Here is a 14379-nt window from a genome sequence, read left to right as displayed (position 1 = left end):
CGGGAAACTACTGGAAGAAAGTGTCCGACCTTAAAGATTATGTAAAGAAAGACCAGAAAGATTTGTGGTTTAGTAGCGAAAGTCGTTAAGATGAAGACAGAAGAAGCGGATTCCACGGAATTCCTCATTCAAAGATGAAATGTGCTGAGGAGGCTAACTGTCTTGAAAGATAAAATAATCGTTGTTGATGATGAACTCTCGATTGCCACACTTTTGAAATTTAATTTAGAGCAAGCCGGATTTGTTGTTGAAACGGCCCATGATGGCATGACAGGGTTGAAGTTAGCGGAGAAACAGGATGCGGCGTTAATTGTCCTGGATCTCATGTTACCGGAACTGGATGGACTGGAAGTCTGCAAGCGACTACGCCAACAAAAAATTAATACCCCGATCTTAATGCTGACGGCAAAAGATGATGAGTTCGATAAAGTGCTCGGACTGGAACTCGGAGCAGATGATTATTTGACGAAGCCGTTCAGTCCGCGTGAAGTCGTCGCCCGTGTCAAAGCGATCCTGCGCCGGATGAACCAGCAAACTGTCGCGGAGGAAGTGACGGATGGAACGATTCTGATTGGAGACGTCAAAATCGTACCGGACAACTACGAAGCGTTCAAGGCGGAAGAGCGACTTGAATTAACACCAAAGGAATTTGAGCTGTTAGTGTATCTCGCAAAAAACAAGGGACGTGTCTTGACACGGGACCAATTATTGTCCGCCATCTGGAATTATGACTTCGTTGGGGATACACGAATCGTCGACGTCCATATCAGTCATGTCCGGGAAAAGATTGAACCGAATACGAAAAAGCCGATCTACATTAAAACGATTCGCGGATTAGGTTACAAGATGGAGGAGCCGAAAGCGGAATGAGTAAATACCGCAAACGATTCATTCTGAAAATGTTGTCTTTCATCAGCCTGGTCTTAATCGCACTGGGCTTTTTGCTTGGACAATCATTTAAAGATTTTTATATCAATAATGAAAAAGAAAAATTAGTGGATGAGACTTCACTGGTGGAATCCATTTTACGGGAGCGGACAGTGCCGGATATGGCAGCTTACGTTGATAAGATGTATGCTGAATCGAATTTCGACATGATTTTATTTAACGGTCGCGGGGAAATCATTGCCGGAACCCCGATCGATGTCACGAAGTTGAACGTTCGGGCTATCAATTTTTCTGCCATTCCGAATGATGGGACCTTCGAATCGAAAGTCGATGAGACGAGTCTGCAATATACGAAACCCGTCCTGACTGCTGACGGGGGGGAAGTCTATATCAGTTTCATCCGCTATACAAAAGATTTAAATATGATTTATTCACGGATTTGGACCGTCATCATTTTATCGCTGTTGACATCGTTTTGTATCATTTTCTTTGCTGTCTACAGTTCGACAAAGCGTTTCCTGCGTCCGATTGCGGAAGCAACAGAAGTCTTACACGAATTGTCACATGGGAACTACAAATCCCGGGTTTATGAATTGACGGCACCGGATGAATCAAGAGATCTCGGGAAATCCATTAATCTGTTAGCCCGGAATTTAGAGAATGCGTCTTCCGGCGAAGCGATGCAGCGGGCGCGACTCGAGTCACTGATTGAATACATGGGAGCCGGCTTGATGCTGATCGATGAGAAAGGGTATGTTCTTCTGGTTAATCGGACATACCGGGAAATGTTTAATATCTACGGTCAGTCGAATGGACAATTGTACTACCGGGTTTTACCGAATGAAAAGATGAGTCAGGTCATCGAAGATGTCTATCTGACGGAAAAACCGAACCGGAAACAATCGAGTGTCAGGTTTGGATTGAACAGTCGGACTTTCATGGTCAGTGCGGCACCGATTTTTGGGAAAAACGGACGCGTTCAGGGGACGACAGTCGTATTTAACGATATTACGGAAATCAAAAAGCTTGAACAGATGCGGAAGGACTTCGTCGCCAATGTCAGCCATGAGCTGAAGACACCGCTGACGTCAATCAAAGGATTTGCCGAAACGCTGCTCGATGGTGCCCAGGACGTCCCGGAAATCAGGGAGCAGTTCCTGAACATCATTCATGATGAATCCGAGCGGATGCAGACGCTGGTCGAAGATTTACTCGAATTATCCCGTCTTGAACAGGATAATTACCAACTGGAAACGACAATTGTCGATGTCACGAGTTTACTCCACGAAACAGCCACGCTGCTCCAGCGAAAAGCAACTGAAAAACAGATGACGATTCACCTTGAAACGGAAGAGGAAGTCTTCATCCGGGCAGATTTAAATCGTCTGAAGCAAGTCGTCGTCAATCTGGTGGCGAACGCGTTGAATTATACTCCGAACGGCGGAAATGTCTGGATTAGTCTTGAGGACGGAGAAGAGGCCGTCATGCTGCGGATTAAAGATGACGGAATCGGAATCCATCCGAAAGAGATGCAACGGATTTTTGAACGTTTTTACCGGGTCGACAAAGCCCGGAGCCGGAACTCGGGCGGGACAGGTCTTGGTCTCGCAATCGTCAAACATATCATCGATCTGCATCACGGAACGATTGACGTGGAATCCGAAGAAAATCAAGGAACGACTTTTACGATACGTTTACCGAAAAAGGGATAAGAGTTCATATTTCCTTTACAGAAGAATCGTATGCTTAAAGTACCTTCTTCATCATCTGTGCCTCGACTGGTTCAGCTCCCATGTCGGGATACACAGGGACGACTGGCTTTTTAGCCGGTCGTCTTTTTTGTCTGCTTTTTTAGCGAACAAATGTGTGTAGAGTGATACAATAAGAACAGAAAATCTTCCAAAGGGGCGTAGATGATGGAAAACAAACTTTTATTGATTGATGGAAACTCACTGACGTATCGTGCTTTTTTTGCGTTACCACCAATGACGGATGCGCAGGGACGCAATACGAACGCAGCTTACGGTTTCACGATGATGCTGTTGAAATTACTTGAAGAGGAACAGCCGACACACATGCTCGTCGCATTTGATGCCTCGAGCGAAACGTTCCGGCATGACGTGTATCAGGAATATAAAGGCAGTCGGGAAAAGACGCCTTCTGAGCTTCGGGAACAGTTTCCGATTGTGCGGGACATCTGTGAAGCGTTAGGCATTCAAATGATGGAACTGCACCGTTATGAAGCGGATGATCTGATCGGTACATTGGCACAAACGATGCCGGCTGATCGAATCCGAATCGTGACGGGAGATAAGGATTTACTTCAACTCGTGACGAGTCAGGTCGAAGTGTTGATTACGAAGCGTGGCATCACAGACGTTCTCTGTATGACAGAAGAATTATTTGCCGAAACTTATGGTGGACTGAAGCCAATTCAGATGATTGATCTGAAAGGGTTGATGGGTGATAAATCCGATAACATTCCAGGAGTGCCGGGAATCGGTGAAAAAACAGCCATCAAATTGATTTCTGCGTATGGATCCGTCGAAGGTCTGTATGAGCATGTTGAAGACTTAAAAGGGAAACAAAAAGAAAAAGTCGTCGCAAATGAAGAATTGGCTCGATTGTCGAAAGAACTGGCGACCATCAAGTTGGACGTTCCACTCGATGTGACACTCGACGATTTACAAATCAGTGACGTCGATACACAAGTACCGTATTCATTGTTCCAATCACTTGGCTTTAAGTCCTTGACGAACCGGTTTGCTCCGGTCGTCGAAGAAGCGGATAAAGAACAGTTAAACGTCCAAGCGATTACTTCGCTTCCGGAGGATGTGACCGATGCCGTTCTCGTCGTGGAACAACTTCGTGAAGATTACATGGAAGAAGACATCATCGGATTCGGTATCGCGACACCGGATCAAATTTACGTCGCTTCAGCTGAACTCGTCGATGATCCGGCATTTCGTGACTGGATCGAATCGGATCATCAAAAAATCTGTCTGGATGCGAAACAAGCCGCGTTTGCCTTACGGAAACACGGTTTGAAATTAACGGCATTCGATGATTTACTGCTCGCCGGTTATTTATTGAATCTGAGCGGCGGGACGACGCTCGCATCGATTGCCGGCCATTATATGCTAATGGCACCAAACGAAGAAGCCGTCTTAGGGAAGGGGGCGAAACGTCTTGCTCCGGCAGACGACGTGCTGCATCCATATCTGGCGGAAAAAGCCCGGATGATTGAGCTGTTGTTCCCGAAAGTCAAAGAAGAACTGAAGGCCAACCAACAGTTTGAACTATATGAAACGCTGGAACGGCCGTTGTCGGGTGTTCTCGCTGAAATGGAATGGACCGGCATCCGTGTCGATGTCGGAACGCTCCAGGAGATGCAACATGATTTAGCCGGACGTCTGCACGATTTGGAACAATTGATTTACGGGGAAGTCGGCGAGGAATTCAATATCAACTCACCGAAACAGCTGGGGGTCATTCTGTTCGAGAAAATGGAACTGCCTGCCTTTAAGAAAACGAAGACCGGTTATTCGACCGCTGCCGACGTATTGGAAAAACTCCGTCCGCTGCATCCGGTCATCGACCATATCATGTTGTACCGGGAGCTTCAAAAACTGCAATCCACGTATGTTGAAGGCTTGCAGAAGGTCATTAAAGAAGACGGAAAAATCCATACCCGATTTGCGCAGACCATTGCCCAGACAGGCCGGCTCAGTTCCGTTAACCCGAACTTGCAAAACATTCCGGTCCGGATCGAGGAAGGACGAAAAATCCGGAAAGCATTTGTTCCGAGCGAACCGGGCTGGTCGTTATACGCTGCCGATTATTCACAAATCGAATTGCGGGTCATGGCCCATATGTCGGAAGACAAGACGCTTGTCCAGGCGTTCTTGGATGATGCCGATATCCACACGCAGACAGCCAGCAGCGTGTTTGGTGTCGCACCAAATGACGTAACCGGCAATATGCGCCGTCAGGCCAAAGCGGTCAACTTCGGAATCATTTACGGCATCAGTGACTACGGTTTGTCGCAGAACCTCAATATCTCCCGCAAAGAGGCGCAGGACTTCATTGACCGTTACTTTGAATTGTTCCCGCAAATCAAGTTGTTCATGGATGCCGCCATCGAGAAGGCGCGGATGAACGGTTTTGTCGAGACGTTGATGAACCGTCGCCGGAACATCCCGGATATCAATTCGAAAAACTTTAACTTACGTGGTTTTGCAGAGCGGACGGCCATCAATACACCGATCCAGGGCTCGGCCGCCGATATCATCAAAAAAGCCATGCTCGATGTCCATGCGGCGCTTGAACAGTCACCGTTGCGCGCCCGCCTGTTGCTCCAAGTACACGATGAACTGATTTTCGAAGCGCCGGATGAAGAACTGGATGCCCTGAAGACGCTGGTCAAACAAGCGATGGAACAGACGGTTCAATTATCCGTTCCGCTTCGTGTCGACGGCGATGCCGGTCATTCGTGGTATGAAACCAAATAACAAGTTGTCAGAGGAGGAAAACAGTTGCCTGAATTACCTGAAGTCGAGACCGTCAGACGAAGCTTGGAACGGACGGTCTCTGGAAAAACGATTTCTTCCGTTAAAGTATTTCATCCGAAGATGATTCGGGGAATGGAAGTCGCACCATTTGTTGACGCCTTGAAACAGGAGCGGATTGAACGAGTGGAGCGTCGGGGGAAATTTTTATTGTTCACATTTGATCGATTTTATCTCGTCAGTCATTTGCGGATGGAAGGGAAGTATTTCCCTTATCCGCAGGCGATTGAAAAAGATAAACACACCCATGTCATCTTCCGCTTTACAGATGGCTCGGAACTGCATTACAACGATGTCCGGAAATTCGGGACGATGGAGTTGCGTGAGAAGGAGACGGCGATGTCGGTTCCGCCACTGGCCCAGCTTGAACGTGAGCCGTTTGATCCGACGTTTACGGCTGAAGTCTTGGCAGAGAACCTGATCCGGAAAAAGCGCAGTCCAATCAAAACGTCTCTGCTTGATCAATCGATTTTTTTAGGGTTGGGGAATATTTATGTCGATGAGACATTGTTTGCCGCCCGGGTCCATCCGTTAACGAAAGCCGGGGCACTGACGCTTGATGATATCTCCCGGATTCACGCGGCAGGTGTAGATGTACTCGCCAAAGCCGTTGAAAGCGGCGGAAGTACGATTCGCAGTTATGTCTCTCCGACCGGAAAAGGGGAGTTTCAATTACAGCTTGCTGTATACGGTCAAACCGGTGCACCTTGCCCGAGATGCGGGACGGCAATCGAAAAAATTAAAGTCGGCGGACGAGGAACGCACTTTTGCCCGACCTGTCAACAGGTGGCTTTATGAGAATCGGACTGACCGGAGGGATTGCAACCGGAAAAAGTACGGTATCCGCCTATTTACACCAACAAGGGATTGACGTCATCGATGCGGATCTGGTCGCCCGGCAGGTCATCGAACCGGGTGGATTGGCATACGAGGAAGTCAAAGCGGCTTTTCCGACTGCTTTTTCCGACGATGCGCTCGTCCGGTCAAAGCTTGGCGATATCATTTTTTACGATAATGAAAAGCGGACTATCCTGAATGAATTGATGCATCCGAAAATTCGGCAACAGATGTTAGAAATGGCAAATCGACAGGAACAGGCCGGACAATCGATCATCGTTTTTGATATCCCTTTATTGCTAGAAGGGGACTGGAAACAACTTGTCGATCAAGTCGTAGTCGTCTATTGTCCTGCCGAATTGCAAAAGCAGCGTCTGATGGAACGAAATCATCTGACTGCGGAAGAGGCACAGGCCCGTATGAATTCGCAACTCGATATCGAACAGAAAAAGCAATTGGCAGACTACGTTCTGACTAATGAAAGTACACGGGAAGCATTATACCGGCAAATTGATAGCTGGTTAAAAACGCTTCGTTCAGTCTAACGCCGTTTTCTTATGACCGTTTTCTGTCGGCAAAAGTATTTTCGGAATCAAAGTGGGAGAAAGTTACCAACTTCTCTCACTTTTTTTAGATTACGTAATGAAATCGCTTACATTTCATGATATAGTTCTATCTGTAAACGGAGCATTATCCGTCACATTGAAGGGGGATCCGCAAATGGGAGTCAAGGTGGCAGTTAACGGGTTTGGTCGAATTGGTCGAATGGTATTTCGGCGTCTGATCGCTGAAGGGAAAAGTGAGGTCGTCGCGATTAATGCAAGTTATCCGGTGGAAACATTGGCACACCTCATCAAATATGACACGGTTCACGGGAAATTTGCATATCCAGTCGACATCATTGACGGGGCATTGATGGTGAATGGACGACAAATTCAAATCGTCAGCGAACGTGATCCGGAACAGTTGCCGTGGGGACAACTGGGGATTGATATCGTCGTCGAAGCAACGGGGAAATTTAATTCGAAAACGGGTGCTGAAAAACACTTGACGGCCGGTGCAAAAAAAGTCGTCATTACAGCTCCGGCAAAAGGGGATTTACGTACAATCGTCATGGGGGTCAATGACGAGATGTATGACCATGAGACGGATGCGATTGTCTCGAACGCTTCATGTACGACGAACTGTCTCGCACCTGTCGTCCAGGTCATCGACCGGGCATTCGGAATTGAGTCAGGTCTTGTGACGACGATTCATGCTTTTACGAATGACCAGAACAATATCGATAATCCGCATAAGGATTTACGACGGGCGCGGGCATGCGGATCGTCCATCATTCCGACTTCGACCGGAGCAGCCAAAGCGATTTCACTCGTCTTGCCGCATCTCGAAGGAAAACTCAATGGACTGGCACTGCGTGTTCCGACACCAAACGTCTCACTGGTCGATCTTGTCGTCGAGGTCAGTCGTGATACGACGGTCGCTGAAGTTAATGAAGCGTTCGTTAAGGCAGCGGACGGAGCGCTTGACGGTATCCTCGGCTTAACGATGGAACCGCTCGTCTCGATTGATTTTAACGGGGAAGAGAAGTCGACTGTCGTTGATGGTTTATCGACGATGGTCATGGGAGGACGGCAAGTCAAAGTCCTCGCCTGGTACGATAACGAGTGGGGCTACTCCTGCCGTGTCGTCGATCTTGTTCATCTCGTCGGAGCACACATTGAAGCGACTGGAAACGAAGCGAAACAACTGGAGTTAAAATAAAATAATGTTAAAGAAACGCTCTACATCAACGTGTAGAGCGTTTTCTTCGAGAAAATATAATAAAATTCGAAATTTATCCTTGTGTATCTTTTTGATACTCGCTATAATTCAAATCGTGAACTTCAATCGGTCTGGCAATCGCAGCTTAAAGGGTTAGGACCTCTCTGGACTAACTTTCCCCCGTGGGTGCGAACGACTCAGGCGCAAAGTAAGTGATCAACTACTTTGAAGACCATTGAATGTAGGGGGGATCCACAAATGGATACTATGGGAAGACACATTATTGCAGAACTTTGGGATTGTAATCCTGAAAAATTGAACGACATGGAATACGTAGAACGACTTTTTGTTGATGCAGCACTTCAAGCAGGTGCGGAAGTACGCGAAGTCGCATTCCACAAGTTTGCTCCACACGGCGTCAGCGGCGTCGTCATTATTTCTGAATCGCACTTAACGATTCACAGTTTCCCAGAGCATGGTTATGCATCAGTTGATGTATTTACATGTGGCGATCGAATCGATCCAGCCATCGCAGCGCATTATATCGCGGACGGACTCGATGCGAAAATCCGTGAAAATGTCGAAATTCCACGTGGTATGGGACCTGTTGAAGTTCCAGCTGCTACGGTTCAGCACGTTAACTGACAAAAACACGAATGAACAAGCTCTCGTCTTATGGCGAGGGCTTTTTAATATGTCTGACGTCTGTTATTCTTAATAGTAGAAGAAAACAGAAAAAGGTGATGACGGAATGGGACTGAAAGAACGATTACAAAAGCAAATGGAAACGTCAGATACACATAAAAATGAAAAGTTACAGACCCATTATTATGCAGCAACAGTAGAGATGCTGTTTACGGGATTAGAGGCGACGGTCACGAAACAGCAGGGAACGGTCAAACGCATCGATCAAGGACGCGGAGAACTGGCCTTTACAGCACCCGGATTAGACGGTCTTGCGACAGTCATCATGGTCGGATCCGGCCGTACGGCGGTTGATCTGTTCCTTCACCGGGACGGTCTGCTCGGTCCGGACTTAGAAAAATGGATTGAATTGATTTATGAGGATCTTGATTCGACATACCGTTTAAAAATGATCGGCACTAAAGAAATTACGTGAATGGAGGTACGACATGCGTTGTCCAGCCTGCAACTATAACGGGACAAAAGTATTAGATTCGAGACCCGTGCAAGATTTTGGTTCGATTCGCAGACGTCGGGAATGTGAATCATGCGGCTACCGGTTTACGACATTTGAGATGGTCGAACAAACCCCGCTCATCATCGTCAAAAAAGATGGGACCCGTGATGAATTCAATCGGGACAAAATCTTGCGCGGATTAGTCCGGGCATGTGAAAAACGCCCGATTTCCATCGAACAATTGGAAACAGTCGTCAGCCGGGTCGAAAAAACATTGCGGGCGACGGCGCAACATGAAATTCCGAGCGAACAGGTCGGACGGCTCGTGCTCAATGAACTGGCGTCTGTCGATGAAGTGGCATATGTCCGGTTCGCCAGTGTCTACAAACAATTTAAAGACATCAATGTCTTTTTCCAAGAATTATCCGAATTGATGGAACGTCATCAAGACACCGAACAGGAAAATCAAACCTAATGAAGGAGAGGTCGTCTGACTGTTCAGAGCGCCCTCTCTTTTTCTCACGAAAGAAGGGATGAAGCAAATGATGGAACGTGAATTGTCAGGGACCGATCTCTGCTTGATCATGAGTAATGGTGTCGTCGACCGGGAAGCGTATCAATCGCTTTATTATCTGTATCAACCAATCATCGGTGTAAAGGCCCTTGGGCTGTATCAAACGTTTTGGAGTGAGATGATTCCGGGGAAGACGAAATCACAATATATCTCGCATGCAGAACTCGGCACATTGCTCGGATTCTCAGTCGATGAATTTAAAGAAGAACTATTTAAACTCGAGGGAATTGGTTTGATTCGGACGTTTGAAGCGAAACAGGCCGCTTACCGTTATGTCTATCAAATCCGTGTCCCGTTAGCTCCGAATACATTTTTAAACGATGGTGTGCTGTCGAGTTTACTGTTTTACCGTGTTGGTGAAATTCGTTTCCGTGCTTTGCAGAATCGGTTCCGAACCGATCCGCTACCAAAAAATGTCGTCGACCGGACCGTCCGGTTTGATCAAGTATTTGATGTCAAGGCGGGACTTGCCTCCGCCCATCAGCCGAAATCCTATGCAAAACAGGAACGGGCAGCCTATGAATTTGATTATTCGTTTGACCTTGAAGAAATGAAACGTCAAACCGATCGATTCCTGCCGCGGAGCTTTTATACGAAATCGATTGATCATCTGCTGTTGAAACTCGCTTACGTCACACAATCAAATGAAGCACTCATGGCAGAACTCCTGAACGCCCGTTTCCGTCATGAAGCCTATCTGCCGATGACAGACAGTGAAAAGCAGGAACGATGTAAACAGATGATGTTATCGGCGAAGCAAAAGCTCAGTCGGGAAAAGAAAGCCAAAGTTGCGGTTCTCGAAGAGGTGGAAGTCGGGGAACTCAGTGAAACCGAGACGATGGAAGGAACCCATCCGAAGCATTACGTCGCGAAGTTAAGAAAAGTTAAAGCGTTGTCGGAACGTGATGAAGAGTTGATTCAGCAATTGATTATCGACTATGAAATGTCGTCCGGAATCGTCAACGCCGCTTATTATTATGCGTTGGTCATTAAAAAGGATAACCGTTTCAGTAAAAACTTCCTGTTGTCGATCGTCGATGACTGGAAACAAAAAGGATACGTAACGGCAGCCGAAGCGTTGGCCAAAACGAAAGAGCAAGACGAACTGATTTCAAAAAAACAGGATCAAAAACAGGAACGTTCGCGGCAGACCGTCGGAGGACGAAGAGGCCGTTCCAATGCGACCGGACCAAATCCGAAATGGTTGCAGGAAGAAAAAGAAAAACAGCAGCAATATGAAGCGACAAAAAAAGCCGATTTTGAAGCTGAGGTGCCGGATGATGAAGAAATGGAACGGATTCTGCGGGAACTCAAAGGCAAATAAAGGAGTAGTGAGATGGAACATATCCAATCATCGATTGAAAAGATTTTAAACCGGCCGGACGTGGCAGAATCAGTTCGGGCCATTCATCAGCGTGTCTTGTCACACCCGGGGGTCATCATGTTTTTGCGGACGCATCCTGAAATCGATCAACGGATGATTGAACGCGGCATGCTGAAACTAAACGAGTATGCGGAACAGATGAACGGAAATCAAATCATTGAAAAGAAAGCCGTCATCGAAGGTTATCAGCCTGTCCTGCACTTAGAAAAAGGCCAGATCATGGTCGCTTATGAAAAAACCCAAGCGTTACGGGACCGTGAGAACGAGCGGGCTCTCGAAAAGAAATTTAAAAGTCTCTTCTTACCGGATGAAGTCCGGGATGCGAACTTCAGTGACTTTGATTTAACGACGACGGACCGAAAGCTCGCTTTACGTGCCGCTTCACAGTTTTTAAATACAGTCCGTTCCAAACAACAAGTCAAAGGATTGTACCTGCACGGCAGTTTTGGTGTCGGGAAAACGTATCTGCTCGCAGCGATCGGTAATGCGTTGAAAAAGGAACGGGTTGCGACGATTTTGGTTCACGCACCCGGTTTCGTCTCGGAAGCGAAGCGGCGGATCCGGTCGGATAGTTTCGATACGTTTTTGGAAAGTTTTCAGACCGTCCCGGTTTTGTTGATTGACGACATCGGAGCAGAGTCGATCAGTCCATGGGTCCGTGACGAATTATTCGGCATCATCCTGCAGTACCGGATGATGCATCGTTTGCCGACCCTGTTCAGTTCCAACCTGTCGTACGACGAACTGGAGCTGCATTTCGGGATTACGAATGACCAGGGAGACAAACTGAAAGCCATGCGTCTGATGGAGCGGATCCGGACGACGACGAATCCGGTTGAGTTTTTAGGCGAAAACCGACGCCGGTATTAATTTCTCTTGTCAAAGAAGTTCGACTTTGGCTATACTAAGGACACAATCTGTATAGATGTCAGCTACGATTGAGGATATGAAAAATGAACAGGGACCAAACAAGCGAGAGAAGGATGGTGAAAGCTTCTCATGGAATCCGTCATTTCTTTACTCCCTCATAGCTCAGGCGGGGATAATCCGCTTGCGCGTCACGCCCGTTAGCGCGTGTTCGAGCCGGTGCATGGAAACATGTTCGGGAACGAGGGTGGTACCACGAGATTGAGACTCGTCCCTTTTTGAGGGATGGGTCTTTTTTATTTTAATTTATAGGGGGAAGCAGTCATGTCAAACATTGCTCTTACATTTCCAGATGGTGCAGTAAAAGAATTTACAGCCGGAACGACAGCTGAAGAAGTCGCCGCTTCAATCAGCCCGGGATTACGGAAAAAAGCGTTTGCCGCAAAATTAAACGGTCAAGTCATCGATTATCGTCGTCCAATTGAGGAAGACGGTTCAATTGAACTCGTCATGCCGGATTCGGAAGAAGGACTGGATTTAATCCGTCACTCATCTGCCCACTTGATGGCACAAGCGATTAAACGTCTGTACCCGGACGAGACGATTCATCTCGGAATCGGACCGACGATCGAAAACGGGTTTTACTACGACATTGATATGGAGCGTCGTCTGACAGAGGAAGACCTGCCGGAAATCGAAAAGATGATGAATAAGATTGCCGGTGAAAACTTACCGATCGAACGGGAAGTCGTTTCACGCGATGAAGCATTAGCTGTTTATCAGGAATTAAACGATCCGCTCAAAATCGAATTGATTGAATCGATTCCTGCCGATCAGGATTTAACGTTCTACCGTCAAGGCGAGTTCTTCGACTTATGCCGCGGACCGCACGTACCGGCGACAGCGAAACTCCAAGTCTTTAAACTGATGAGCATCGCCGGTGCTTACTGGCGCGGTGATTCAAAAAACAAGATGTTGCAACGGATTTACGGAACAGCATGGGCAAACAAAGATCAGTTAAAACAACACCTGCACTTCTTGGCGGAAGCCAAAGAGCGCGATCACCGGAAACTCGGGAAAGAACTCGACTTGTTCTTCACATCCCAAGATGTCGGACAAGGTCTGCCGATGTGGTTACCAAAAGGAGCGGCCATCCGCCGGACGGTCGAGCGTTATATCGTCGATAAAGAACTTGAACTCGGATACGAGCACGTCTATACGCCGGTTCTTGGTTCTGTTGAACTGTACAAAACATCAGGACACTGGGATCACTATCAAGATGATATGTTCCCGAAAATGGAAATGGACAATGAAGAGTTGGTTCTCCGTCCGATGAACTGTCCACACCATATGATGATTTATAAAAATGAACCGCGGTCGTACCGTGACTTACCGCTCCGCGTCGCAGAACTCGGTGGTATGCACCGGTATGAGATGTCGGGTGCGTTAACAGGTCTTCAGCGTGTCCGTTACATGGTCTTAAACGACGGTCATACGTTTGTTCGTCCGGATCAGATGAAGGAAGAATTTAAAGCCATCGTTCACTTGATTCAAGAAGTGTATGCCGACTTTGGTATCACGGACTATAAATTCCGTCTTTCGTATCGTGATCCGGCGGATAAAGAAAAATACTTCGACAACGATGCGATTTGGGAAATGGCGCAACGTGAGTTGAAAGAGACAATGGATGAGCTCGAGCTGCCGTACTTTGAAGCGGAAGGCGAAGCTGCATTCTACGGACCAAAGCTTGACGTACAAGTCCGCACAGCGCTTGGTAAAGATGAAACGCTGTCGACCGTTCAACTCGACTTCCTCTTGCCTGAACGCTTTGAGCTGACATACAAAGGAAACGACGGACAAGATCACCGTCCTGTCGTCTTGCACCGTGGTGTCGTCTCGACAATGGAACGATTTGTCGCTTACTTGATTGAAGAGTACAAAGGAGCGTTCCCGACGTGGCTCGCACCGGTTCAAGTCAAGTTGATTCCGGTCTCAAGCGTACATGAAGACTACGCACGTGAAATCAAAACGATGCTTTTGAAAAAAGGAATTCGTGTCGAAACGGACTTCCGTGATGAAAAACTCGGTTACCGGATCCGTGAAGCACAAGTCAATAAAGTACCGGTCATGTTGGTCCTCGGCGATAAAGAAATTGAAGCGCGCGAAGTCAATATCCGCCGTTACGGTTCAAAAGATTCAAGTAACGCATCACTCGAACAGTTCGTCAGCGATTTGGAACAAGAAATCGCGAACCGTTCAAAATAAGCATGTCTTACCAGTAAAAAGAGGATGGCTGTCAGCCATCCTCTTTTTGTGTCTTCTACAGATTTTGTATGGAAGTACCGATAATAGGAAC

General features: G+C 47.2%; 12 protein-coding genes. All 12 read left to right on the top strand.

Annotated features, from left to right (window positions below; translation table 11 throughout):
• The first annotated feature begins 162 nt into the window (after nt 1–162).
• The 12 genes from EXIG_RS11250 (at nt 163) to thrS (ending at nt 14288) form a co-directional block, all read left to right on the top strand.
• A complete protein-coding gene (locus EXIG_RS11250; RefSeq protein WP_012371073.1) occupies nt 163–870 on the top strand; it encodes a response regulator transcription factor in 708 nt (235 codons plus the stop codon).
• Nucleotides 867–2600: a two-component system histidine kinase PnpS gene (gene pnpS, locus EXIG_RS11245; RefSeq protein WP_012371072.1), complete on the top strand. Its 1734-nt coding sequence runs from the start codon at nt 867–869 to the stop codon at nt 2598–2600. Before EXIG_RS11250 ends, pnpS begins: the two co-directional genes overlap by 4 nt.
• Nucleotides 2601–2801: 201 nt before the next feature.
• Complete coding sequence (polA, locus tag EXIG_RS11240; RefSeq protein WP_012371071.1) at nt 2802–5399, top strand: DNA polymerase I; 2598 nt, start codon at nt 2802–2804, stop codon at nt 5397–5399.
• Between the two features lie 24 nt (nt 5400–5423).
• A complete protein-coding gene (mutM, locus tag EXIG_RS11235; protein WP_012371070.1) occupies nt 5424–6254 on the top strand; it encodes a DNA-formamidopyrimidine glycosylase in 831 nt (276 codons plus the stop codon).
• Complete coding sequence (gene coaE, locus EXIG_RS11230; protein ID WP_012371069.1) at nt 6251–6838, top strand: dephospho-CoA kinase; 588 nt, start codon at nt 6251–6253, stop codon at nt 6836–6838. Before mutM ends, coaE begins: the two co-directional genes overlap by 4 nt.
• A 175-nt stretch (nt 6839–7013) precedes the next feature.
• Complete coding sequence (locus EXIG_RS11225; protein WP_012371068.1) at nt 7014–8057, top strand: glyceraldehyde-3-phosphate dehydrogenase; 1044 nt, start codon at nt 7014–7016, stop codon at nt 8055–8057.
• A gap of 258 nt (nt 8058–8315) precedes the next feature.
• Nucleotides 8316–8702: an adenosylmethionine decarboxylase gene (speD, locus tag EXIG_RS11220; RefSeq protein WP_012371067.1), complete on the top strand. Its 387-nt coding sequence runs from the start codon at nt 8316–8318 to the stop codon at nt 8700–8702.
• 106 nt (nt 8703–8808) lie between these two features.
• Nucleotides 8809–9177 (top strand): hypothetical protein, encoded by a 369-nt coding sequence (locus tag EXIG_RS11215; RefSeq protein WP_012371066.1) that lies wholly within the window; start codon nt 8809–8811, stop codon nt 9175–9177.
• 13 nt (nt 9178–9190) lie between these two features.
• Nucleotides 9191–9673, top strand: a complete 483-nt coding sequence (nrdR, locus tag EXIG_RS11210; RefSeq protein ID WP_012371065.1) for a transcriptional regulator NrdR — start codon at nt 9191–9193, stop codon at nt 9671–9673.
• A gap of 67 nt (nt 9674–9740) precedes the next feature.
• A complete protein-coding gene (locus EXIG_RS11205) occupies nt 9741–11096 on the top strand; it encodes a replication initiation and membrane attachment family protein (RefSeq protein WP_012371064.1) in 1356 nt (451 codons plus the stop codon).
• 12 nt (nt 11097–11108) lie between these two features.
• A complete protein-coding gene (dnaI, locus tag EXIG_RS11200; RefSeq protein ID WP_012371063.1) occupies nt 11109–12026 on the top strand; it encodes a primosomal protein DnaI in 918 nt (305 codons plus the stop codon).
• Nucleotides 12027–12347: 321 nt separating this feature from the next.
• Entirely contained in the window at nt 12348–14288 is a 1941-nt protein-coding gene (gene thrS, locus EXIG_RS11195) for a threonine--tRNA ligase (RefSeq protein ID WP_012371062.1), read from the top strand.
• The last annotated feature ends 91 nt before the right edge of the window (nt 14289–14379 follow it).

Source organism: Exiguobacterium artemiae 255-15, from assembly GCF_000019905.1.
Lineage (GTDB): Bacteria > Bacillota > Bacilli > Exiguobacteriales > Exiguobacteriaceae > Exiguobacterium_A > Exiguobacterium_A artemiae.
The sequence above is the reverse complement of the archived record's forward strand: the minus strand, read 5'-3'. Positions and strand labels throughout refer to the sequence as shown.